Origin of the sequence: Roseovarius tolerans (assembly GCF_028885395.1) — a bacterium.
Taxonomy (GTDB): domain Bacteria; phylum Pseudomonadota; class Alphaproteobacteria; order Rhodobacterales; family Rhodobacteraceae; genus Roseovarius; species Roseovarius tolerans.
The window spans coordinates 1326525-1348626 of record NZ_CP118494.1; the positions used below are offsets into that span (position 1 = coordinate 1326525).

General features: G+C 65.5%; 22 protein-coding genes. 6 read left to right on the top strand and 16 right to left on the bottom strand.

Annotated features, from left to right (window positions below):
* Nucleotides 1–43: 43 nt before the first annotated feature.
* The 3 genes from PVU19_RS06545 to PVU19_RS06555 are packed head-to-tail and all read right to left on the bottom strand — an operon-like array spanning nt 44 to nt 2852.
* Nucleotides 44–718: a nitroreductase gene (locus PVU19_RS06545; protein ID WP_050664469.1), complete on the bottom strand. Its 675-nt coding sequence runs from the start codon at nt 716–718 to the stop codon at nt 44–46.
* The gene (locus PVU19_RS06550; protein ID WP_050664470.1) at nt 715–1755 is read right to left on the bottom strand and encodes a trans-3-hydroxy-L-proline dehydratase; all 1041 of its coding nucleotides are present in this window, start codon (nt 1753–1755) and stop codon (nt 715–717) included. Before PVU19_RS06550 ends, PVU19_RS06545 begins: the two co-directional genes overlap by 4 nt.
* A complete protein-coding gene (locus tag PVU19_RS06555; RefSeq protein WP_050664471.1) occupies nt 1755–2852 on the bottom strand; it encodes a TFIIB-type zinc finger domain-containing protein in 1098 nt (365 codons plus the stop codon). Before PVU19_RS06555 ends, PVU19_RS06550 begins: the two co-directional genes overlap by 1 nt.
* A gap of 77 nt (nt 2853–2929) precedes the next feature.
* Here PVU19_RS06555 and PVU19_RS06560 point away from each other — a divergent pair, with 77 nt between their 5' ends.
* Entirely contained in the window at nt 2930–3298 is a 369-nt protein-coding gene (locus PVU19_RS06560; RefSeq protein WP_050664472.1) for a CZB domain-containing protein, read from the top strand.
* A 23-nt stretch (nt 3299–3321) separates the two neighbouring features.
* Here the strand turns inward: PVU19_RS06560 and PVU19_RS06565 are convergent, their stop codons facing one another.
* The 7 genes from PVU19_RS06565 to hemB all read right to left on the bottom strand — a co-directional run bounded on the left by PVU19_RS06565 (nt 3322) and on the right by hemB (nt 9953).
* A complete protein-coding gene (locus tag PVU19_RS06565) occupies nt 3322–3744 on the bottom strand; it encodes a hypothetical protein (RefSeq protein WP_050664473.1) in 423 nt (140 codons plus the stop codon).
* Nucleotides 3745–3748: 4 nt separating this feature from the next.
* On the bottom strand, nt 3749–4876 hold the full coding sequence (locus PVU19_RS06570) for an SPFH domain-containing protein (protein ID WP_274789902.1): 1128 nt from the start codon (nt 4874–4876) through the stop codon (nt 3749–3751).
* Nucleotides 4877–4900: 24 nt separating this feature from the next.
* Nucleotides 4901–5851 carry a DUF2927 domain-containing protein gene (locus PVU19_RS06575; RefSeq protein WP_050661948.1) on the bottom strand — a complete coding sequence of 317 codons (951 nt, stop codon included), beginning with the start codon at nt 5849–5851 and terminating at the stop codon, nt 4901–4903.
* 8 nt (nt 5852–5859) lie between these two features.
* Nucleotides 5860–7059, bottom strand: a complete 1200-nt coding sequence (locus PVU19_RS06580) for a toxic anion resistance protein (RefSeq protein ID WP_050661949.1) — start codon at nt 7057–7059, stop codon at nt 5860–5862.
* A gap of 12 nt (nt 7060–7071) precedes the next feature.
* Nucleotides 7072–7971: a 5-bromo-4-chloroindolyl phosphate hydrolysis family protein gene (locus PVU19_RS06585; RefSeq protein WP_050661950.1), complete on the bottom strand. Its 900-nt coding sequence runs from the start codon at nt 7969–7971 to the stop codon at nt 7072–7074.
* Between the two features lie 292 nt (nt 7972–8263).
* Nucleotides 8264–8824 (bottom strand): lipid-binding SYLF domain-containing protein, encoded by a 561-nt coding sequence (locus tag PVU19_RS06590; RefSeq protein ID WP_082237464.1) that lies wholly within the window; start codon nt 8822–8824, stop codon nt 8264–8266.
* A 133-nt stretch (nt 8825–8957) separates the two neighbouring features.
* Nucleotides 8958–9953, bottom strand: coding sequence for a porphobilinogen synthase (gene hemB, locus PVU19_RS06595; protein ID WP_050661952.1), 996 nt, complete (start codon nt 9951–9953; stop codon nt 8958–8960).
* Between the two features lie 124 nt (nt 9954–10077).
* Between hemB and PVU19_RS06600 the strand changes: the two genes are divergently transcribed.
* From PVU19_RS06600 to bla, 5 genes are all read left to right on the top strand, one after another.
* Nucleotides 10078–10605: a component of SufBCD complex gene (locus PVU19_RS06600; RefSeq protein WP_162838255.1), complete on the top strand. Its 528-nt coding sequence runs from the start codon at nt 10078–10080 to the stop codon at nt 10603–10605.
* A gap of 30 nt (nt 10606–10635) precedes the next feature.
* The gene (mfd, locus tag PVU19_RS06605; RefSeq protein ID WP_050661954.1) at nt 10636–14094 is read left to right on the top strand and encodes a transcription-repair coupling factor; all 3459 of its coding nucleotides are present in this window, start codon (nt 10636–10638) and stop codon (nt 14092–14094) included.
* A gap of 85 nt (nt 14095–14179) precedes the next feature.
* Entirely contained in the window at nt 14180–15571 is a 1392-nt protein-coding gene (locus PVU19_RS06610) for an amidase (protein ID WP_050661955.1), read from the top strand.
* Between the two features lie 68 nt (nt 15572–15639).
* Complete coding sequence (locus tag PVU19_RS06615; RefSeq protein ID WP_050661956.1) at nt 15640–16425, top strand: DUF2189 domain-containing protein; 786 nt, start codon at nt 15640–15642, stop codon at nt 16423–16425.
* 62 nt (nt 16426–16487) lie between these two features.
* Entirely contained in the window at nt 16488–17363 is an 876-nt protein-coding gene (bla, locus tag PVU19_RS06620) for a class A beta-lactamase (protein WP_152911605.1), read from the top strand.
* 17 nt (nt 17364–17380) lie between these two features.
* On the opposite strand, the gene PVU19_RS06625 is transcribed toward bla, so the two are convergent.
* From PVU19_RS06625 to PVU19_RS06650, 6 genes are all read right to left on the bottom strand, one after another.
* The gene (locus PVU19_RS06625) at nt 17381–17593 is read right to left on the bottom strand and encodes a hypothetical protein (protein ID WP_050661957.1); all 213 of its coding nucleotides are present in this window, start codon (nt 17591–17593) and stop codon (nt 17381–17383) included.
* Nucleotides 17590–18750, bottom strand: coding sequence for an aromatic ring-hydroxylating oxygenase subunit alpha (locus PVU19_RS06630; RefSeq protein ID WP_050661958.1), 1161 nt, complete (start codon nt 18748–18750; stop codon nt 17590–17592). Before PVU19_RS06630 ends, PVU19_RS06625 begins: the two co-directional genes overlap by 4 nt.
* A 118-nt stretch (nt 18751–18868) precedes the next feature.
* A complete protein-coding gene (gene ilvN, locus PVU19_RS06635; protein WP_050661959.1) occupies nt 18869–19429 on the bottom strand; it encodes an acetolactate synthase small subunit in 561 nt (186 codons plus the stop codon).
* 3 nt (nt 19430–19432) lie between these two features.
* Nucleotides 19433–19759, bottom strand: a complete 327-nt coding sequence (locus PVU19_RS06640; RefSeq protein WP_082237445.1) for a type II toxin-antitoxin system RelE/ParE family toxin — start codon at nt 19757–19759, stop codon at nt 19433–19435.
* Entirely contained in the window at nt 19749–20024 is a 276-nt protein-coding gene (locus PVU19_RS06645; RefSeq protein ID WP_050661961.1) for a type II toxin-antitoxin system ParD family antitoxin, read from the bottom strand. The genes PVU19_RS06640 and PVU19_RS06645 overlap by 11 nt, the downstream gene beginning before the upstream one ends.
* Nucleotides 20025–20168: 144 nt before the next feature.
* Complete coding sequence (locus PVU19_RS06650; RefSeq protein WP_050661962.1) at nt 20169–21923, bottom strand: acetolactate synthase 3 large subunit; 1755 nt, start codon at nt 21921–21923, stop codon at nt 20169–20171.
* Between the last annotated feature and the right edge of the window lie 179 nt (nt 21924–22102).

Here is a 22102-nt window from a genome sequence, read left to right on the forward strand (position 1 = left end):
CAGCACCTTCTGCCGGTCATTCTACGACCGCTCCAGCCCCCCGTTACCCCCGCAGATCGAGCACCTCGTCGAGGTCTGCCCGCGTGGTCCGGAACGTGTTGGCGGGGTGGGCCGGGTCGGGCAGGCCGAAGGAGATGGCGCAGAGGATCAACCGGCTCTCGGGCAGATCGAAATGCCGCCGGATCATCGGGGCGTAGGCTGCGACCGAGGCCTGCGCGATGCTGCCCACACCGAGCGCCGTCGCCGCCAGCATGAACGCGGTGATGAAACCGCCGGTATCCATTGCGCCGTAAGGCCCGAGGGCGGCTGTGGAATGGACGATGGCCACATGCGGCGCGCCGAAGAGGTGATAGTTCTGCATGCTCTGCTCGGCCCGGCCCGCGCGGTCGTTGCGGGCGATGCCCACGGCCTCGTAGAGTTGCAGCCCGCATTCGCGGCGGCGCGCGCCGTGCGCGCCCGGATAGCTGTCGGGCCAGGGCAGGTCGGGGGCGGGTGTGTCATTGCCGACCGCATCAAGGAGGGCGCTGCGAAAGCGGTCTGTTTCGGCCCCGCGCGTGACCGTCACCTGCCAGGGCTGCGCGTTGCACCATGAGGGCGCTTGGCCTGCAGACCGTATGATTTGTTCTGTCACGTCTGTCGCTACCGGATCGGGCAGGAAGGCGCGGCAGGATCGGCGCGCATCGAGAATGGTGTGGAGCGTGTCGTAGGCGTTGGTCATTCAGGCTCCTCTGTGCCGGGCCATGTGTCGGAGAGACGATAGCCCTCGGGCCAGGGGTCTTCGGGGTCCAGCATAAGGGTTGATTGCCCGGTGATCCATGCCCGGCCCGCGATTTCCGGGCGGATCGCCGCCAAGGGGCCACAGGTGGTGGTCCCGAGGATGCGCCCGTCAAAGCGCGCGCCGATGAGCGAGGTGGCGCTGTAGCGGTCGTCTTGGGTCATCTGCCCGCGTGCATGCAGGAGCGCCATGCGCACTGAAAGGCCGGTACCGGTGGGCGAGCGGTCGATCTTGCCGGGGCGGATGGCGACGGCGTGGCGGGCGTGGAGCGTGGTGCCGTCGCGCTCGGGCGGGGTGGCGAAGAGGCAAAATGAGATATGCCGCCAGTCGGGGTTGGTGGGATGGTCGAACCCCAGCTGCTCGGTCGCGGCGCGGGTGATGCGGGTGCCGGTCTCGGCTAGGTGCCGGGCATTTTCGGGGGTCAGCGCCAGATCGAGCGTGGCGGGATCGACCACCACGAAACTGTCGCCGCCAAAGCCGGTATCGACGGGGATGTGCCCCAGTCCGGCCACGTCGAGCGTGGCGTCGAGGCGGGCGACGAAGGAGGGCAGGTTTTCCAGTGCGATTTCCGTGACACGGCCTGCTTCGCAGCGCGCGCGCACCGCCACCAGACCGCCGGGGGCCTCCAGTGTCAGCCGGGTTTCGGGCTCTTGCATGGCAAGGATGCCGGTTTCCAGCAGCACGGTCGCGACGCAGATCGTGTTGGAGCCCGACATCGGCGGGGTGTCGCAAGGCTCCATGATGATGAAGCCCATGTCGGCGCGGGGCTCGGTGGGCGGAACCAGCAGGTTGACGTGGCGAAAGACGCCGCCGCGCGGCTCGTTCAGCACGAAGCGGCGCAGCCGGTCATCGCGGGCGATGTGGCGGGATTTCTCCCACATGGTGGCACCGGGGGGCGGGGCGACGCCGCCGGTGATGACATCGCCCACCTCGCCACCGGCATGCGCCGTGGTGATCTGGATCGCGACGGTGGAGCGCATCAGAAACCGCCCTGTTCCAGCGCGACCAGATAGCCGATGCCGCCTGCAAGGGCCGCACCCAGAATGACCGCGACGGCGATTTTCCACGCCGACCACGGCCGTTCGCCCTGCACCCGGCCGGTGCGGGCGTTGACCACGAAACGGTAGGTTTCGCCCCGGTATTTATAGGCGGCGAGCCAGACCGGGAGCAGGATATGCTTGAAGGTCACGTCGCTCACGGCGGTGTCGATGTCGTGGATGCGCTGCCGGTCGCCGCCGATGTCGAAGCGCACATCCCGGGCGATGGTGGCGTCCATCTTGTTGCGGGCCTGTGTGAAGCCCTCGTCGAGATCGACGCTGTAGCCTTCGGCGCGGAAACCGGCGAGATATTCCGGCGTGTAGGGCTCCAGTGCCGAGAGATCCCACGGTTCCAGCGCGTCGGTGAAGCGTTTGGGCAGCGAGGTGGAGGCCAACACCAGCACATCGTCAAAGAACCGCGCGACCCGGCCCGAGACGGCGCGCCAACGGACCTTTGCGACCTGAACGGTCTGGCGCTTGCCGTCGCGCATGACGGTGCGGCTCTCGTAATAGACGGTGCCGCGCTCGCCGCGATAGTGCGATTTGGTGTCGGCGTCGAAGGTCCAGTAGGGGACGTAGATGCCTTCCATCTTGCGGCCTTTTCTGGCGTAGTCCTGCAGGCCGTTCGGCGCGAACCAGAGCCGCCCGAGCCAGTCGGTCATCGCCTTCCGCGCCTGTGCCTCATCCAGCGCGAAGGGCAGGAGCGCGCGCGGCTTGATATGGCGGTGCGTGCCGGTATCGGTGACCACGGGCGAGGCGCAGAACGGGCATTCGGTGGCGTGGGTGTCGGTGCCCAGTTCGACCTGCGCGCCGCAGCTGGTGCATTTGGTGGTGCGGGTCTCTTCCATCTCCTGCGCGGGGAGTTGGTCGCGGAGCGCGGCGCGGAAATCGAGTTCCTTGATGCCGCCCTGCCAAGGTCCGCCGGTCTCGATCTCGGCCACGTCGCCGCAATGGTCGCAGATCAGCTGGCCCGCGCCGGGATCATAGCGGTAATCCGACCCGCAGCTTGCACAGGGAAAGCGGTGATCTGTCACCGACATGTCCTGCCCCCCTTCTTGCTAAAGTCACAGGTCATGTGACCGTTTACCTGAATGACCCCGCAAGACAAGGATGCACAATGACTGACCTCGCGCTCTACGACAATCTGACCGACGCCATCGGCGCGCATGGTGCATGGAAATTCCGGCTCCGGGCTGCGATCCGAAAGGGGGCCGATGAGGCGCTTGTGGCGCAGGCTGGCGACCATCACGGCTGTGCCTTCGGGCGGTGGCTGGACAGTCTGCCGAGCGACGTGCGATTGGAGCAGGAGGCGAGTGAAACGATTGTGCGGCATGCCGCGTTTCATCGTGCGGCGTCGCGCGCGGCGCAGCTGATCAAGCAGGGCCGACCGGATGCCGCGAGTGATATGCTTGAGGCGGACTTCACCGAAGCGTCGCAGGCGCTGACCGCAGCGGTGTCGCGCTGGCGCATGACCGCGAGCCGCTGACCGGCAGAGGGGCCGCAGCGCGATCACAGAATGTGGTGAATGCGGCGCGGGGTGATCCGGCGCAGCGCGCCGTCGCCAAGGGCGGTGTGCCGCCAGAGGTTGAAGACCGCGTGCAGCGCGGTGACCGCCAGCAGCGCAAGAAGCAGCTTGCGTGCGGTGGGGCCGGGAAGGTGCGTGGCGAGCGTCTCTGCCAGAAGCGCCAGCGCTCCCCAGCCGAGCAGTGCATAGATCGCCCGGTGCAGCCACGGGTGCAGGGCGCGCACCGCGCCTTCGAGTTTCGGCCCCGGCCCGCTCATCAGCCCGAAGACCAGCGCCAGCGCGCACATGGTGAGCGCGCAAGCCGCGTAGAGCAGTGAGAGCCATTGGGTCGCGCCGCCATCGCCCAGCACGAAGAGCAGGAGCAGAAGGTTCAGCCAGTGCAGCGTGATGGTGGCGCGGCGGCGCATGGGTTTACGCGCCCGGCGGGGGCGGCGGCATGACGGTGAAGAGCCGCGCCAGTTCCGTCACGTCCTCGGCGCGTTTCCAGCCGTCCTGACCGGCGGTCCAGACATGGCTGTCGCGGGTGAGGCTGCCTTCGGTCACCATGCGCCCGAGACGGGCCTTGGAATAGGGGCCGTGGGTCTGGCCGTCTTCGGCGATGTGCCAGACATGTTCGACGGGCGGTGGCGGCGGGGGGGCGGCGGCGGCGGCCTCGGGGCGCGTGCCCCATGGTCCCTGGCCGCGGCTCTGATCGGCCATCTGCTGCGCCATCGCCATGCCCATCCCCATGCCGAGACCGGCGCCGATGCCGCCGCCGCCCGACGGGTTCTTGGCCGCTGATGTCATCGCCTCGGCGGTGGAATACTGGGTGAAGCGGCCCAGATCGCCCGCCAGCCCCATCGAGGTGCGTTTATCAAGAGCTTCTTCAACTGCGGGCGGCAAGGATATGTTTTCAATGTAGAATTCTGGGATCTCCAGCCCGTATTCGGCGACCACGGCGGTGATCTCTCCGGCCACCAGCTTGCCCAGATCGCGGGTGTTGGCAGCCATGTCGAGGACCGGGATGCCGCTGCCTGCGATGATGCGGGAAAACGCCTGCACGATGATGTTGCGGATCTGGTAGCTGATCTCGTCCATGGTGAATTCGCCGTCGGTGCCGACGATCTCAGAGAGGAACTTCGCGGGATCGCTCACGCGCACGGTATAGGTGCCGAAGGCGCGGATGCGGGTGGGGCCGAATTCCGGATCGCGCAGCATGATCGGGTTCTTGGTGCCCCATTTGAGGTTGGTGAACCGGTTGGTGGCGACGAAGTAGATTTCCGATTTGAACGGCGAGCGAAAGCCGTGATCCCAGTGTTGCAGGGTGGTCATGATCGGCATGTTGTTGGTCTCGAGCATGTAGAGACCGGGGGTGAACACGTCGGCCAGCTGCCCCTCATGGACAAAGACGGCGGCCTGCCCCTCGCGCACGGTCAGCTTTGCGCCGTACTTGATCTCGTGGCCCTCGCGCTCGAAGCGCCAGACCATGGTGTCGCGGGTGTCGTCGGTCCAGTGGATGACGTCGATGAACTGGCCGGAAAGAAAATCGAAGATGGGCATATGAAAAGCTCCTGTGATCGGGGGTCAGACCGGCCCGCCCGCGCGCTCATCCAGCAGGCGGCGGATGATGGGGCGGGCCTGGTCGGGGGTCATGCCGGGGCGCAGGTCGGGGGAATAGAGCAGGCGCAGCAATTCCTCGTCCTGGGTGGTGAGCCAGGCGAATTCGTCGTCGTCGTTGAAGATCGAGGGCCGGGCGGCGGGGCTGTCATCGGCGAGGCCCAAGCCCTGCGCCAGTTCCTCGTGGACGCAGGATTCGCGCATCAGCGGCGGATGCTCGGCCCGGATCCAGGCGATGGCCTGGGTATAGGTGTGGGGGTCGCCCTTGCCGGAGAAGGCCACGACCAGACAGTGGATGCTGCGCGGCATGGAGCGGAAGATGCCCATGGTGGCCGGGTCGATATCCGGCACCATCTGGCGGATGCGGGCGAGCCCCTCGGCGCGGTCATCTTCGGACATCACGAGAACGTGGAAATTGGGGTTGCGTGTGCTTGCGCTTATCGGGTGGCGCGCGGCCTGCGACAGGCGGTTGGCATAGGCGGTGATGGTGTTGCGATCCTGCACCTGCTGATCACGCGGCACCGAGGCGCCGAATTCGATGCCCATGCGCACCGGCCCCTGCCATTTGCGCAAGCCGCCCGCGCGCCCCGAGGACGGGCGATAGCCGCCGCCGGGGGCGTATTCGTCGAAGAATACGATCCGCTCGAAATTGCGGAGGAGATCGGTGTCGGTATAGGGCGTGTCCGGCCCGCCGCCATCGGTGCGCAACAGACCGCGCGACAGCAGGTTGCGCTCGATCCGCTCGTAATAGCTGGCGAGTGCGCGGCTGTCGTAGGAGGGGCCGGGGGCGGGTGTGGGTGCGCCGCCCGGCGGGCGCGCCGTCGGGCGTTCTGCGGGGGGTGGGGCGGGCACGTCGCAGGCCGCGAGCGCGGCAAGGGCCGCGCCCGCAATCCATGCCGTGTACTGCTTTGCCCGCATGCCCCGGTTCAGCCCTTGGGCACGGCGGTGCCGGCGGTGTCGCCTGTGCCATCGCGCCGCGCCTTGGCCGAGGCCAGCGTGTCGCGCAACTCGGCTTCCATCTTCTTGAGGTCTTCCTCGGCCTTGGCGCGTTTGGCCTTGCCCTCGTCGGCGATCTGGAGACTTTCCTGAATGGTGCCGATAAGGTCGGCATTGGCCTTTTTCACCGCTTCGATATCGAAGACGCCGCGCTCCATTTCCTGGCGGATCATCTTGTTGCTCTCGCGCAGGTTGGCGGCGTTGGCGGTCAAAAGCTCGTTGGTCAGGTCATTGGCGCTGCGCACGGCCTTGGCGGCCTCTGCCGAACGCTGGATGGTGACCGCTTGTGCCAGCTGGGTTTCCCAGAGCGGCACGGTGTTGACGAGGGTGGAGTTGATCTTGGTCACCAGCGATTTGTCGTTTTCCTGCACGAGGCGGATCGAGGGCAGGGATTGCATGGTGACCTGACGGGTCAGTTTCAGGTCATGCACCCGGCGTTCGAGATCGTCGCGCGCGGCGCGCAGGTCGCGCAACTCCTGCGCGGTCATCACCTGATCGGCCTCGGGGGCGGCCTGCACCTCGGCCTCCTTGGCGGGGATGTCCTTTTCGTCGAGTTCCTTGAGCTTGGCCTCGCCCGCCGCGATGTAGAGGGCCAGCTCATCATAGAAGGCGAGCGTTTTTTCGTAGAGCATGTCGAGCGACTTGATATCCTTCAGGAGGGTATGCTCATGCGTCAGCAGGTCGTCGGTGATCTTGTCGATCTGGCCCTGCACCTCTTCAAAGCGCGCGGTGAACTTGGCGATGGGGGCGGCGCGGCCCAAGAGTTTCTCCCACCACGACCGCTCGCGGCGCACGTCAAGTTCGGAGACCGAGAAGCCTCGGATCGTGGTGACGATGCCGCGTAAGGAGTCGCCCGCCGGGCCGACATCCTTGTTGCGCACGCCCTGCAGCATGCTCTGCGAGATTTCCTGCAATTCGGCCTGCGCGGCGGAGCCGAAGGAGACGATGGATTGGGTGTCGGCCATGTCGATTTCACCCATGCGGCGGGTGATCTCGGCGCTGGCGGGAGCGTCGGCCTGATCGAGGGCGACGATGGCATTGGCCTCCGACGGCTCGGGCAGGATCGCGCGGCTGACGGCCTCGACATCGGCGAGGGCGGCTTCGGCCTTTTGACGGGTGGTCTCTGACATGGGTTGGTCCTCTTACGCTAAATCTTTGGTCTCAAGGTGAACGCCTTCGCGCTCCAGCCGGTCGCGCAGCACCTCGATCTCGATATCGAGATCGGTGGTGCTGTCGGCCATGAGCGCGCGGGTCTTGGCAGTGAAATTCTGTTCGAGGTCGGACAGCAGCGCGAGGTATTTCTCGCGGGCCTCGGGGTTGGGGGCGCGGGTGGCGAGATCGGCATATTTGACCGAAGCGTCGCGTGCGCCCATGAGATAGACGCCCAGGTATTTTCGCGCCGCAGTAAGGTCGCGCGGGTCGTCCTCGACCGTGCGGAGCATGTCGCGCACGGTGATCTGAAACTGATCAAGCCGCGATTCGAGCGCGCGGTCGCCGGTGCGGCGGATCGTGTCGGACATGGATTTGAGATAATCCTCGGCCTGATCGACGACACGGGCGACGCGGTCGGTCTGAAAGCTGTCGACGCCCTCGGCACCCTTGTCGCGCAGCGGGTCAAACCCGAAGGCGAGGCTGTGCAGCGCGGTGCCCGCGACCGCGTAAATCAGCGGCTCCAGAAGGCCGCCGCCGGTGGCGAAGCCCGCGACGCCGAGACCTGCGCCGGTGAGCAGCGAGGCGAAGATCTTGCGCGGGATGGCGGGACGGCGGGCGATCTTGCGCGCCTCATAGGCCTCTTGCGCAAGAATGCCCTCACGGGTGAGCCATGCGGCGAGCAGCAACAGCCCGAGGGCGGCGAGGTTGAACGCCATGTCCACCGGGCCGGAGGTGAAGGCGCGCACGGCGAGGGGCAGCGGGGCCATGAAGAGCAGGTTGACGCGCCCGCCCGCGCGGGTGCGCCGCGCGCCGCGATAGCCGCCGGTCTGGGCGGGGGGCGTGGTGCCATTGCCGTCGGGGCTGAACTTTCCGCCGAAGCGCTGTGCCATCACACGCCTCCTGCGGCGGCGACGAACAGGATCAGCGCCACCAGCAGGAAAAACGCCAGTTTTTGTAGTCCGGTCTCACTCATGACGCCCCCGGGCCCGGTTTCACTTGGGGATGAACTTAGGCGATGGGGGGCGGGCTTGCTAGGGGGAAGATTGCCCGATGTGGCACAGGGCGCAGGCGGGGGATTTGAGTATTTTTGCCAAAAAGAAAGCACTTGTGCCGGGACGGTGGGCGGGGGCAATGCAAAACGGCCGGTGCAAGACCGGCCGTCCGTCTGAGCTTTGCCCTGTGTCAGGGGATGATGCGGCTGTATTTCATGCCTTCGAGCGAAGCCCCGGCAAGCAGGCCCGCCTGACCGAAGATCACCGCCACGACGGGGGCGGTGGAGGTGGTGGTTTCGGCGCGCAGGTTGTCGCCGCGATCGTTGAAGACGTATTCAAGATCGGCGCCTGCGGCCCAGCCCGAAGAGCGACGGAAACGCTGGAGCGCCTCGTCGGTCATGAAAAAGAGCACATGGGCGAATTGCTGGGCCCCGAATTGCAGGCCGAAGCTGCCCTTGGTGGCGGAGTAGTAATCGACCGTGACACCGTCGATCTGAAGCGCGCCCTGGCCATAACCGCCGCCGACGAAAAAGCCACCTTCGGTGATCACCGGCATGATCAGGATGCCGGTCGATTTCTCGGCGAGATCGCGGGTGCCGGGATAGTTGGCGAACATGTGACTTTTGGTGGATGCGACGCGCGCGTCGATGCGGGCCGCGCCCGGACTGCCGACGCCGTTGCCGCAGGCCGCAAGCAGCGGGGTGCCAGCCAAAAGGCCGAAGGTGAATCCGCGTCGTGAAAGGTTGCTCATGTCATTGCCCGTTTCGTTGCCTCTGGAAATGCCGGTCTGATGCCGGGTTTGATGCCACATAGTATAGACAGGCTGTCCGCTGCTGTCACTAGGGATTGCGTGTCTACGCGGGTTCTTGCGCGTGTGGGGCTTGTCAGGACAAGAGGCGGGCCACCTTGGGGGCGAAATAGCTGAGCACCCCGTCGCAGCCTGCGCGCTTGAAGCACATCAGGCTCTCCAGCATGGCGCGCTCCTCGTCGATCCAGCCGTTCTGCACGGCGGCCATGATCATCGCGTATTCGCCCGAGACCTGGTAGGCGAAGGTGGGCGCGCCGAAATTATCCTTCACCCGCCTGCAGATATCGAGATAGGGCAGGCCCGGTTTGACCATCACTATATCGGCGCCCTCGCGCAGATCACGCTCGACGAGGCGCAGCGCCTCATCCGAGTTGGCGGGGTTCATCTGGTAGGTTTTCTTGTCCCCCTTGAGCGCCGCCCCCGCGCCCACCGCATCGCGGAACGGCCCGTAGAAGGCCGAGGCGTATTTGGCGGCGTAGGACATGAGCATCACGTTCGGGTGACCGTTTGCCTCGAGTGCCGCGCGAATGGCACCGATGCGCCCGTCCATCATGTCCGAGGGGCCGATGATGTCGACACCCGCCTCGGCCTGGCTCAGCGCCTGTTTCACCAGCGCCTCGACGGTGGCGTCGTTGACAATCTCGCCATTCACCACAAAGCCGTCATGGCCGGTGTCGGAATAGGGGTCGAGGGCGACGTCGGCCATCACCGCGATGTCGGGCACCGCTGCCTTGATCGCCCGGGTGGCGCGATTGCTCAGGTTGTCGGGGCTCCAGGCCTCGGCGCAATCGGCGGTGCGGTTCTCGGCGGAGGTGAAGGGAAAGAGGCAGATCGCCGGAATGCCGAGATCGGCGGCCTCGCGGGCGGCCTCGACCACGCGGTCGATGGAGCGGCGCATCACGCCGGGCATCGAGGGCACCGGTTCCTCGACGCCCTCGCCATCGCGCACGAAGACCGGCCAGATCAGATCGGCCGAGGTCAGCGTGTTTTCCGCCACCATGTCACGGATTGCGGGCGACTGGCGAGTGCGGCGCAGGCGGGTGGCGGGGAAGGCGGCTTGGGTCGGGCGCATGGGCGGACTTTCTGGTGATCTCGGGGTGCCAATTGAGTGGCATGGAAATTCGCACATCTCAAGGGTAGGAATTGCCGCGCACCGGCGCTAAGAGAGGCGACGGAAGTGAAACAGGGGCGTGGCCTTGGACTGGTACGACAATGTTTTCGAGCTCATCGACATGCGCTCTTTCAGCAACCTGTGGTATTGGATCGCCCTGGCGGTGACGTGGTCGTCGGCCTCGCATTGGGTGCTGGGGGTGCCGTGGGACATGGCGATCCGTGCGCGCAAGAGCCAGAGCGACGCGCCGATGCACGATTTTCAGGATCTGGTGCGGGTGAATACCAATCGCATTCTCTATGTCGCGCGCGAGAGCGGGTTGCTGCTGGCCGGGCTGGTGGCCTTCGCGGTGACAAGCGTGGCGCTGTTGGCGTTTGTCTATGGCAACGAGTTCGCGCAGGCGATTTTCCTGTTGGGTTTTCCGCTGCTGATGGTCGCGATGCTGTCGGTGCGCACCGCGCATATCATCCAGGATCAGGCGCTGGCGGGCGAGGCGCTGGTCAAGCGCATTCAGCGCCACAGGTTGCACATCCAGCTGATCGGCATGGCGTCGATCTTTGTCACCGCGATGTGGGGCATGTATCAGAACATGAACGCGAACGTGCTGAGCTGAACGGCACGGCGCGACGGAACGGGTGAGGCAATGAGCGATCACATCAAGGTGGGCGGCGCGCCCGAAGGGTTCGACGCGCGTCTGGTGCTGAAAGAGGCCGAGGTGCGCGGCGGGCCGGTCATCCATGTCGCGCGCGACGACAAGCGGATGGCGGCGATGGCCGCCGCGCTGGAGTTCTTTGCCCCCGAAATGCCGGTCATTCGCTTTCCGGGCTGGGATTGCCTGCCCTATGACCGGGTGTCGCCCAATGCCGATATCTCCGCCACACGGATGGCGACGCTGGCCACGCTGGTGCATGGCGCGCCGAAGCAGTTCGTGCTGCTGACCACGCTCAATGCCGCGACGCAGGCCGTGCCCGCGCGCGATGTCCTGCGCGAGGCCGCCTTTGCCGCCGCGGTGGGCGAGCGCATCGATGAGAAGGCGTTGCGCGATTTTCTGGTGCGGATGGGGTTTTCGCAGGCCCCCACGGTGACGGAACCCGGCGATTACGCGCTGCGCGGCGGTATCATCGACATCTATCCGCCGGGCGAGGCGGGGCCGGTGCGGCTTGATCTTTTCGGTGACATTCTGGACGGGCTTCGCCGGTTCGATGCGGCCACGCAGCGCACCACAGAGACGCTGGAGCGGATCGAGCTCGCCCCGGTGTCGGAGGTCATTCTGGATGAGGCCGCGATCCGGCGCTTCCGGCAGAATTACCGGATCGAGTTTGGCGCGGCGGGCACCGATGATCCGCTCTATGAGGCGGTGAGCGCGGGGCGCAAACATGCCGGGGTCGAGCATTGGCTGCCGTTCTTTCACGAGCGGCTGGAACTGATTTTCGACTATCTGCCGGAGGCGTCGATCACGCTGGATGATCAGGTCGGCGCGGCGCGCGTGGCGCGTTGGGAGAGCATTGCCGATCAATACGAGGCGCGCCAGCATGCGCTGAGCCAGAAGAGTCGCGGCGACACGGTTTACAAGCCGGTGCCGCCGGGGCTGCTTTATCTTGATGACGACGCTTGGCAGGCGGCGGTGGCGGATCGGCGGGTGCTGCAATTCGTGGCCCTGCCGCAGGCGACCGGGCCGGGGGTGATCGACGCGGGCGGGCGCATCGGGCGCAGTTTCGCACCTGAGCGACAGCAGGAAAACATCAACCTTTTCAGAGTTCTGAAGGATCATGTTGACGCACGCATGGCCGAGGGGCCGGTGGTGGTCGCATCCTATTCCGAGGGCGCGCGCGAGCGGATCGAGGGGCTGTTGGAGGATGAGGGGCTGTTGGGGACGGTCACCATCCGCAGCGCCAAGGCGCTGGGCAAGCGCGGGCTGCATCTGGCGGTCTGGCCGCTTGAACAGGGGTTCATCGCGCCCGGGCTGACGGTGATCGCTGAGCAGGACGTGCTGGGCGAGCGCCTTATTCGCGGGGCCAAGCGCAAGCGGCGGGCGGAGAATTTCCTGACCGAAGCGCAGGCGCTGAGCGCGGGCGATCTGGTGGTGCATGTGGATCACGGGATCGGGCGCTATCTGGGGCTGGAGGTGGTCACGGCGGCGGGGGCGGCGCATGAGTGCCTGGTGCTGGAATATGCCGAGAGCGCCAAGCTGTATCTGCCGGTCGAAAACATCGAACTGCTGTCGAGGTATGGCCATGACGAAGGGCTGCTCGACAAGCTGGGCGGCGGCGCGTGGCAGGCCAAGAAGGCGCGGCTCAAGGAGCGCATTCGCGAGATGGCGGACCGCCTTATCCGGGTCGCTGCCGAGCGTGAATTGCGCCGCGCGCCGGTGGTCGAGGCCGAGCATCACGCCTGGGAGGCGTTTGCCGCGCGCTTTCCCTATCAGGAGACCGACGATCAGCTGCGCGCGATCGAGGATGTGGTGGCCGATCTGGGCGCGGGCCGCCCGATGGACCGGCTGATTTGCGGCGATGTGGGCTTTGGCAAGACCGAGGTGGCGATGCGCGCGGCCTTTGTGGCGGCCATGTCAGGCCTGCAGGTGGCGGTGATCGCGCCGACTACGCTGCTGGCGCGGCAGCATTATCAGGAATTCGCGGCGCGGTTTCGCGGCTTTCCGGTCAATGTGCGGCCGCTTTCGCGGTTTGTGAGCGCGGGCGAGGCGAACAAGACCCGCGAGGCGATGGCGAAGGGCGAGGCCGATATCGTGGTGGGCACGCATGCGCTGCTGGCGAAGAGCGTGCGGTTCAAGAATCTGGGCCTGTTGATCATCGACGAAGAACAGCGGTTCGGGGTGGCGCATAAGGAGCGATTGAAGCAGTTGCGCTCGGACGTGCATGTGCTGACGCTGACCGCGACGCCGATCCCGCGCACGCTGCAACTGTCGCTCTCGGGCGTGCGAGATCTGTCGATCATCGGCACGCCCCCCATCGACCGCCTGTCGATCCGCACCTATGTGAGCGAGTTCGACACCGTCACCGTGCGCGAGGCGCTGTTGCGCGAGCATTACCGGGGCGGGCAGTCGTTTTTCGTGGTCCCGCGCATCAAGGACCTGCCCGAGATCGAGGAATTCATGGCCAATCAGGTGCCCGAGGTGTCCTATGTGGTGGCGCATGGGCAGATGGCGGCCGGAGAGCTCGACGACCGGATGAACGCCTTTTACGACGGCAAATACGATGTGCTGCTGGCCACGACCATCGTGGAATCGGGGCTGGATATCCCGACGGCCAACACGATGATCATCCACCGCGCCGACATGTTCGGGCTGAGCCAGCTCTACCAGATCCGGGGGCGTGTGGGCCGCTCCAAGACGCGCGCCTATGCGTATCTCACGACCAAGCCGCGCGTGCCGCTGACGCCCGGCGCGGAAAAGCGGCTGCGGGTTCTGGGCAGTCTCGACACGCTGGGGGCGGGATTTACGCTCGCGTCTCAGGATCTCGACATTCGCGGGGCGGGGAACCTCTTGGGCGAGGAACAGTCAGGGCAGATGCGCGATGTCGGCTATGAACTCTATCAATCCATGCTGGAAGAGGCGATTGCCAAGATCAGGTCGGGGCAGATTGACGGGCTGTCGGAGGCCGATGAGCAATGGGCACCGCAGATCAATCTCGGTGTGCCGGTGCTCATTCCCGAGACCTATGTGCCTGATCTCGATGTGCGGCTGGGCCTCTATCGCCGCTTGAGCGGGCTGGAGAGCAAGGTCGAGATGGAAGGCTTTGCGGCAGAACTGATCGACCGGTTCGGCAAGCTGCCGCGCGAGGTCAACATGCTGATGCTGGTCGTGCGGATCAAGGCGATGTGCAAGCGGGCGGGGATTGCCAAGCTTGATGGCGGGCCCAAGGGCGCGACGATCCAGTTTCACAACGACAAGTTCGCCTCGCCGCAGGGCTTGGTGGAATTCATCAACGATCAGAAAGGTCTGGCCAAGGTGCGCGACAACAAGATCGTCGTGCGGCGTGACTGGAAGGGTGAGGCGGACCGGATCAAGGGCGCCTTTGCCATCGCGCGCGATCTGGCGGAGAAGGTCGTGGCGGAGAAGAAAAAGGCGGGCGGGAGCACGGGCTGAGGCGATGTGAGGGGCGCTGCCCCCGTCGCCGCGGGGCGGCGACTCCCCCGGAATATTTATGGCAAGATGAAGCAGGGGCGTGGAGATGATCAGCGAGACAGCGGAAGGGGTGATCGGGCGGATGGTGCGGCGCGAGGTGAGCGCCGAGGCGGTGATGCGCGAGACGTTGGACCGCATCGAGGCGGTCAATCCAAAGGTCAACGCGATCGTCAGCCTGCGCGACGCCGCCGATCTGATCGCCGAGGCGCGCGCGGTGGATCAGGGCGGTCCGCGCGGAGTGCTGCACGGGTTGCCGATGGCCGTGAAGGATCTGGCGAATGTGGCGGGGTTGCCGACCTCGCAAGGCTCGCCACTGTTCGCCGGGCAGGTGGCGGAGCGCGATGATTGCCACGTGGCGCGGATGCGCGCGGCGGGGGCGATTTTCATCGGCAAGACCAACACGCCCGAATTCGGGCTGGGCAGCCATACGTTCAACCCGGTGCACGGGGTGACGGTGAACCCCTATGATCCGGCGCGCTCCTGTGGCGGCTCGTCGGGCGGGGCGGCGGTGGCGCTGGCCTGTGGCATGCTGGCGCTGGCGGACGGGTCGGACATGATGGGCAGCCTGCGCAATCCGGCGGGCTGGTGCAATGTCTACGGGATGCGGCCAAGCTGGTCGCTGGTGCCCTCGGAGCCGCGCGCCGATACCTTTCTGCATCAGCTGTCGACGAACGGGCCGATGGCGCGCAACCCGCGCGATCTGGCGCTCTTGCTGTCGGTGATGGCGGGGCGTGACGGGCGGCAGCCGCATGGGATGGAGGTGCCGGACCTGGCGGATATCGCGCCGCGTGCGGCGGGCGTGCGGATCGGCTGGCTGGGCGATTGGGGCGGGGCCTGGCCCTATGAGGAGGGCATCCTGCCGCTCTGCGAGGCCGCGCTTGGCGTGCTGGAGGGGCTGGGGGCGCAGGTCGAGGCATTGGCCGCACCCTATAGCCGCGAGGCGCTGTGGGAGGCGTGGGTGACGCTGCGGCATTGGGCGGTGTCGGCCAATCTTTCGCCGCTGCTGGAGAGCGGGCGATTGAAGCCCGAGGCGGTCTGGGAGGTGGAGGCGGGGCAACGCCTGAGCGCGCTCGATGTGCACCGCGCGAGCGTGGCGCGCAGCGGGTGGTTTTCCACCGCCGCGCGGCTTTTCGAGAGCCATGACGTGCTGGCCCTGCCGACGGCGCAGGTCTGGCCGTTTCCGGCCGATGAGGTCTATCCGGCTGCCATAGCCGGGCAGGCGATGGACACCTATCACCGCTGGATGGAGGTGGTGGTGCCCGCCTCGCTGGCGGGCTTGCCGGTGGTGGCGGTGCCGGCGGGGTTCGGGCCGCAGGGCCTGCCGATGGGGTTGCAACTGATCGGCAAGCGCGGGGCGGATCGCGAGTTGCTGGAGCTGGCCGAGGCCTGGCACGCGTCGACCGATTGGCCGGGACAGCGCTCGCCGGTGCTAAGCTGAGTTCAACTTGCATCTTTTTATAAGATGCGCCTGCCGCTAACCTTTGCCGAAACGGGAGAGGATGCGCGATGCCAGCAAGAGAGGTAAAGCCCCTGGGCGTGCCGGAGATGGGCGCGGTGCGGACGGGCATGCTGGGCGAGGCGCTGCGCCGGGGCTGGGCGGATATGCGGCAGGCGCCGGGCTATGCGGTAACGTTCGCCGGGGTCTATGTGGTGATCGGGATGCTGCTGGCTTGGATCACGCTGGCCACGGGCAAGAGTTACTGGCTGATTTTCGCCGCCGTCGGCTTTCCGCTGGTGGGGCCGTTCGCCGCCGTGGGGTTCTACGAGGTGAGCCACCGGCTGAGCGAGGGCCGCGCGCTGGTGGCGGCGGAGATTTTCGCGGTGATCGCGTATCAGCGGCGGCGGCAGTTGCCGTCGATCTGCGCGATCATCATCATGGTGTTCCTGTTCTGGTTCTTCCTCGCGCATATGATCTTTGCGCTCTTTCTGGGGCTGTCGACGATGACCAACGTGTCCTCGTCGCTGGAGATCTATTTCACGTCCCAAGGGCTGAGCATGCTGGCGGTCGGGTCCGGCGTGGGGGCGGTCTTTGCGCTGCTGCTCTATAGCCTGACGGTGGTGGCGCTGCCGATGCTGCTGGATCGCGAGGTGGATTTCGTGACTGCCATGATCACCAGCCTGCATGTGGTGATCGAGAACCCGGTGCCGATGCTGATCTGGGCGGCGCTGATCGCGGGGCTGACCTTCGTGGCGATGCTGCCCGCGTTCCTGGGGCTGTTCTTCGTGCTGCCGTTGCTGGGGCACGCGACCTGGCATCTTTACAAGTTGATGTGTGAGGCGGAGGCGGCCTAGTGTGCGCCCGGCAGGTGCCGATCAGGACCTGAACGCAGACCGAGGACGTCACGATGCTGAAGATGATACGCGAGTTCACCCTGTCGGGGGTCGGACTCCTGGCGCTGATCGTGTTGACGTGCGGCCCCGCCGCCGCTGCGCAAGATGCTTTGCGGCAAACCGTGCAAGACGTCGAGGCGCGGATCGGTGGGCGCATCGGCTATGCGGTGACGGATCTGAACAGTGGGCAGGAGTGGGGCTCCAGGCCCGACGAGCGTTTTCCGATGTCCAGCACGTTCAAGGCTTTGCTCTGCGGTGTGATTCTTGCCCGCGTCGATGCCGGGGCGGAGGCTTTGGATCGCCGCATCACCTTTGGGCGCGACGATCTGGTCACCTATTCTCCGGTGACGGACCGGCATCTCGGGACCGGAATGACCGTCGGGGAATTGTGCCGTGCCGCGATTACGATGAGCGACAACACGGCGGGCAACCTGCTGTTGGCAACGATAGGCGGGCCAGAGGGATTTACCGAAACCCTGCGCGACATGGGCGACGCCACCACCCGTCTCGATCGCTGGGAGACCGCGCTCAACGAGGGCGCACCGGGCGATGAGAGGGATACCACGACGCCACGCGCGGCGCTGTCCACGTTGCAGGCGCTGCTGTTCGGTGACATGTTGACGGCCGCGTCACGTCAGCAACTCTCGGACTGGATGATCGCGGATGCGGTCGCGGATGATCTGCTGCGTGCCAGCCTGCCCGAGGGCTGGATCATCGGGGACAAGTCCGGCGCGGGCGGTCATGGCTCTCGCTCCATAATTGCCGTGGTCTGGCCGACACCGAACCACCCGGCTCTGGTCACGATATTCATGACCGGGGCCGATGCGGATATGACAGATCGGAACGCGGCGATTGCCGAGATCGGCGCGGCGATATTTGCCGCGCTGCCGCTCCGCTAGGCTGGCTGCAGGTCAGATCACGCCTCGCGGCCGTGTGCTTTCAAACGGGCGTGGAGGGTCTGGGCCTCGGATGCGCCCGCCTCGAGCGCGAATACGTAGGCGTGGGTCAGGTAGAAGCAGGACGCGTCGAGGTCGTTGACCGCATTGGCCGCCTGCGCATAGAGCCGGATCAGCGCGCGGCGGTCGCCCGCCTGATGCGCGCTGATCATGTTGGCGTCGAGATCCTTCATTCCGCTGCCTGTTTCATGGCGCGATGCGCCTCGACCTTGCCTGCGACCCAATCGTGGAAGCAATGCGTGGGGCTGTCCATCACCGGAGAGAAGCGCCCGCCGTCGAAATGGGTGGCGTGACGGCCCTTTTGCATGCCTTCGACGACGAAGATGTCCTCTTCGAAAACGGTCTTCCACAGCTGGGTGTTGCGCATGCGCAGCCCCTCGTCGCTGCGCGGGACCGAATAATAGAGGTGGATATGCTCGACCGTGCGCTCCGGCCCCTTGGGTTCGAGGATGATGGCGAAGGCGTGGTCGCGGTGCACGCCGAGCAGCACGTTGGGATAGGCCGCGATATATTCGGCCTGCTCGTTCCACTTCGCGCCGACATCCTCGAAATCGGGGAACTTCTCGCCGTTCTCGTTGGTCAGCTGGCGGTAGACCATCGTGCCCTGACCGGAATATTCGCCGGGTTTCTCGATGTGGTAGTGATCTTCCAGCTTGGAATAGCTGTTGAGGCCGGGATGCACCCAGGGCAGGTGATAGCTCTCGCAGTAATTCTCGACCGCGAGTTTCCAGTTGGTCTGGACCTCCAGCTCGAACCGGCTGTCATGGCCGCCGTGATAGAGCGGCAGGTCGAACTCGGACCAGCGGGCGATGAGATCGGACATCGCCTCCTCGAACGGCGCGGCGTCGCCCGAGACGTTGATCCAGACGATATCGCGCCAGATATGGCTGCGGACCTCGTTGAGGCTAAGCTCATCGCGGCGGATAGAGGCGTGGGTGTTGTGGCCCGGCCCGCCGACATGCGGGGTGGAGACGAGCGCACCCTTGGTCGAGTAGCACCAGGAATGGTAGGGGCAGCGAATGGCGCCTTCGATCTTGCGCGGTTCTTCGACGAGGATCATGCCGCGATGGCGGCAGATGTTCTGAAAGACCCGCACGTCGCCATCCTTGTCGCGGATGAGCAGCAGCGGCATGCCGAGAAATTCCAGCGGCTTGGCATCGCCCGGCTCGGGGACATCGGCGTAGACGGCCAGCCCGGCCCATTGGCCGAACAGCAGCGCGTGCTTTTCTTCCTCGTAGACCGCAGGGTCGATGTAATGCGCGTTGGGCAACCCGTTGGCCTGGTCGACGCTTGCGCGCACGCGGCCAAGATCGGTCAGCGGCTGGGTCATCTGGTCTCTCTCCCGTTTGATTCAACGGGAGATTACCGGCGCGCGTGGCATTCGGCGCATACGCTTGCGACCTCTGAGTTGCCTCAAGGCGACATGATGCGCGGGTGGCGGGCCCGGTTCAGAGCCCGCGCGACATCGCCGCGACGCCGGTGCGGGCCATTTCCACAAGGCCCAAGGGGCGCATCAATTCGGCAAAGGCGTCGATCTTTTCCGGTGCGCCGGTGATCTCGAAGACAAAGCTGGAATGTGTGCTGTCCACCGCGTTGGCGCGGAAGATATCGGCGAGGCGCAGCGCCTCGACCCGCTTGTCGCCCTCGCCCTCGACCTTGAGCAGCGCCAGTTCGCGCTCCACGCTTGCGCCCTCGACGGTGAGGTCATGCACCTCGTGGACCGGCACGATGCGGCCAAGCTGGGCCTTGATCTGCTCGATCACCTGCGGGGTGCCGGTGGTGACGATGGTGATGCGGGAGGTGTGGCCGGTATGATCGACCTCGGCCACGGTCAGGCTGTCGATATTGTAGCCGCGCCCCGAGAAGAGGCCGATCACGCGGGCCAGAACGCCCGGCTCGTTATCCACGATCACGGCGAGGGTATGGGTTTCCTGCACATCCGAGAATTGCGGGCGCAGGTTATAGGCCGAATGCTTGGACGAGCCTTTTTTGATTTTCAGCGGGGACATTGGTCAGGATTCCTCTTGGTCAAAATCGCGGGTGGTCAGGTTCTGCGCGTCGTGCAGGATGTCGATCACAACCCAGGTATCGGGTTCGGGCAGCAGGATCAGCAGGTGGCGACCCACCTTCAGCGTCATCAATGCGTCGTGGTGCGCCGCACCGGTCAGGCGCGAGAGAGGTCGGGGTTGCGCGCGCCCCTCGACCAGTGCGGTGAGCCGGTCGATGAGGAGCGTCTCGTAGCGCTCTGCCTGCGTCGGTCCGAATGTACTTTGCGTCCATGTGGCGATCTCGGTCAATCTCTCGGCGGCCCGTCGGGAAAAGCGGTAGTCAGTCGGCATTCGCGCCGTCGCGGTCCTGTCGGGCGCGGGCGAAGGCGCGGCGGATGGTGGTCTCTCCGTCCTCGGTGAGGGGGCCGGTTGCAGTGTGATCGGCGAGCGATCCGTCAATGCGTCGGATGAGTGCCGCGCGTGTCTCTTCCTCGGTCTGCAACAGGCGCAGCCCGGCGCGCAGCGCCTCGGAGGCGTTCTGATAGCGGCCCGAGGCGACGAGATCGTCGATCAGTGCCGATTGATGCTTGGTCAGGACGACATTGCGGGTGGGCATGGGATGTCTCCGATAGGTGATATTGGCAATATATGCCAATCTTGAACGTCAGGCCAGAAATCTATGGTCTACGCCTGTCGGCGGGGTGGGGCGTCCCGGAATTTTCAAAAAATTCCGGGACGTTTTCTTTTCAAGAAAACGGGCTCAGACGAGCACCGCGCCGCCTTCCTTGATGGCGTCCTTGGTGCTTGCCTCGCCCAGCAGCATCTTGTTATGCGGCTCGCCCGACGGGATCATCGGGAAGCAGTTCTCGTGCTTCTCGACGAGGCAGTCGAAGATCACCGGCCCGTCATGGTCGAGCATTTCCATGATCGCGTCATCGAGATCGGCGGGGTCTTTGCACAGGATGCCCTTGGCCCCGAAGGCCTCGGCCAGTTTCACGAAATCGGGCAGCGCCTCGGACCACGAGGACGAATACCGCTCGCCGTGCAGGAGTTCCTGCCATTGCCGGACCATGCCGAGGCGTTCGTTGTTGAGGATGAACTGCTTGACCGGCAGGCGGTATTGCACCGCCGTGCCCATTTCCTGCATGTTCATCAGCCACGAGGCCTCGCCGGCGACGTTGATGACCAATGCTTCGGGATGGGCCATCTGCACGCCGATGGAGGCCGGGAAGCCGTAGCCCATGGTGCCCAAGCCGCCGGAGGTCATCCAGCGGTTGGGGTCCTCAAAACCCAGATACTGCGCCGCCCACATCTGGTGCTGGCCCACCTCGGTGCAGATGTAGCGATCATGCCCCTTGGTCAGTTCCTCGAGCCGGTGCAACGCGTATTGCGGCTTGATCGTCTTGCCCTGCTGCTTGAACTTCAGGCAGTCGACCTTGCGCCATTCGTCGATCCGCGCCCGCCATTTGGCCAGACCTTCGCCATTCACCTTGCGGCCGCGCGATTTCCAGACCTTGAGCACGTCCTCGAGCACATGGGCGATGTCGCCGACGATGGGGATGTCGGTCTTGATCACCTTGTTGATCGACGAGGGGTCGATGTCGATATGCGCCTTGGTGCTGTCGGGGCTGAACGCGTCCAGCCGCCCGGTGATCCGGTCATCGAAGCGCGCGCCGATATTGATCATCAGATCGCAGCCATGCATCGCCATGTTGGCCTCGTAAAGCCCGTGCATGCCCAGCATCCCGAGCCAGTGCTTGCCGCTTGCGGGATAGGCCCCGAGGCCCATCAGCGTGGAGGTGATCGGAATGCCCGTGGCCTCGACCAGTTCGCGCAGGAGTTGGCTGGCGGCGGGGCCGGAGTTGATCACGCCGCCGCCGGTGTAGAAGACAGGGCGCTTGGCCTTTTCGATGGCGGCGACCAGATCGGTGATGCCCTCGATATCGCCCTTGACCTGAGGCTGATAGTGATGCGTGCGCGCCTTTTGCGGCGTGACATAGTCGGCCGAGGCGAATTGCACATCCTTGGGGATGTCGATCAGCACCGGGCCGGGGCGGCCCGAGGTCGCGACGTGGAACGCCTGATGGATCGTGTCCGACAGGTGCTTGGTGTCCGACACCAGCCAGTTATGCTTGGTGCAGGGGCGGGTGATGCCGACGGTATCGGCCTCCTGAAACGCGTCTGTGCCGATCATGAATGTGGGCACCTGACCGGTCAGCACCACCAGTGGTATGCTGTCCATCAGCGCGTCCGTCAGGCCGGTGACGGCATTGGTGGCCCCGGGGCCCGAGGTCACCAGAACGACACCCGGCTTGCCGGTCGAGCGCGCATAGCCTTCGGCGGCATGCACCGCGCCCTGTTCGTGACGCACGAGGACGTGGCGGATGTCGTTTTGCTGAAAGATCTCGTCATAGATCGGTAGCACGGCGCCACCGGGATATCCGAATACGACGTCCACGCCCTGATCCTTGAGGGCCTGAACCACCATTTTCGCTCCGGTCATCTGACGTGTCATGTGCTTGTGCTCCGTGTATGACGTCATTTCAATTCGCATAAAAAAGCCCCCGACCGTGAGACGGGGGCGCATGGGGAACCATCAGGGTATCCGTTACCGGCCCATGCGCCACGTGCCTACGATGTCTACTAGCGTGTCCACCCGTGCGACTCCTTTGCTGCGTGGCGGAGACATTAGGT

Coding starts and splice junctions, on each gene's coding strand:
- PVU19_RS06555 (WP_050664471.1), bottom strand. CDS start 2,852: ATGTCGGTGACAGATCACCGCTTTCCCTGTGCAAGCTGCGGGTCGGAT.
- PVU19_RS06575 (WP_050661948.1), bottom strand. CDS start 5,851: ATGCGGGCAAAGCAGTACACGGCATGGATTGCGGGCGCGGCCCTTGCC.
- hemB (WP_050661952.1), bottom strand. CDS start 9,953: ATGCGCCCGACCCAAGCCGCCTTCCCCGCCACCCGCCTGCGCCGCACT.
- PVU19_RS06560 (WP_050664472.1), top strand. CDS start 2,930: ATGACTGACCTCGCGCTCTACGACAATCTGACCGACGCCATCGGCGCG.
- PVU19_RS06580 (WP_050661949.1), bottom strand. CDS start 7,059: ATGTCAGAGACCACCCGTCAAAAGGCCGAAGCCGCCCTCGCCGATGTC.
- PVU19_RS06625 (WP_050661957.1), bottom strand. CDS start 17,593: ATGAAGGATCTCGACGCCAACATGATCAGCGCGCATCAGGCGGGCGAC.
- PVU19_RS06610 (WP_050661955.1), top strand. CDS start 14,180: ATGATCAGCGAGACAGCGGAAGGGGTGATCGGGCGGATGGTGCGGCGC.
- ilvN (WP_050661959.1), bottom strand. CDS start 19,429: ATGTCCCCGCTGAAAATCAAAAAAGGCTCGTCCAAGCATTCGGCCTAT.
- PVU19_RS06650 (WP_050661962.1), bottom strand. CDS start 21,923: ATGACACGTCAGATGACCGGAGCGAAAATGGTGGTTCAGGCCCTCAAG.
- mfd (WP_050661954.1), top strand. CDS start 10,636: ATGAGCGATCACATCAAGGTGGGCGGCGCGCCCGAAGGGTTCGACGCG.
- PVU19_RS06615 (WP_050661956.1), top strand. CDS start 15,640: ATGCCAGCAAGAGAGGTAAAGCCCCTGGGCGTGCCGGAGATGGGCGCG.
- PVU19_RS06645 (WP_050661961.1), bottom strand. CDS start 20,024: ATGCCCACCCGCAATGTCGTCCTGACCAAGCATCAATCGGCACTGATC.
- PVU19_RS06640 (WP_082237445.1), bottom strand. CDS start 19,759: ATGCCGACTGACTACCGCTTTTCCCGACGGGCCGCCGAGAGATTGACC.
- PVU19_RS06570 (WP_274789902.1), bottom strand. CDS start 4,876: ATGCCCATCTTCGATTTTCTTTCCGGCCAGTTCATCGACGTCATCCAC.
- PVU19_RS06550 (WP_050664470.1), bottom strand. CDS start 1,755: ATGCGCTCCACCGTCGCGATCCAGATCACCACGGCGCATGCCGGTGGC.
- PVU19_RS06630 (WP_050661958.1), bottom strand. CDS start 18,750: ATGACCCAGCCGCTGACCGATCTTGGCCGCGTGCGCGCAAGCGTCGAC.
- PVU19_RS06545 (WP_050664469.1), bottom strand. CDS start 718: ATGACCAACGCCTACGACACGCTCCACACCATTCTCGATGCGCGCCGA.
- bla (WP_152911605.1), top strand. CDS start 16,488: ATGATACGCGAGTTCACCCTGTCGGGGGTCGGACTCCTGGCGCTGATC.
- PVU19_RS06585 (WP_050661950.1), bottom strand. CDS start 7,971: ATGGCACAGCGCTTCGGCGGAAAGTTCAGCCCCGACGGCAATGGCACC.
- PVU19_RS06590 (WP_082237464.1), bottom strand. CDS start 8,824: ATGAGCAACCTTTCACGACGCGGATTCACCTTCGGCCTTTTGGCTGGC.
- PVU19_RS06565 (WP_050664473.1), bottom strand. CDS start 3,744: ATGCGCCGCCGCGCCACCATCACGCTGCACTGGCTGAACCTTCTGCTC.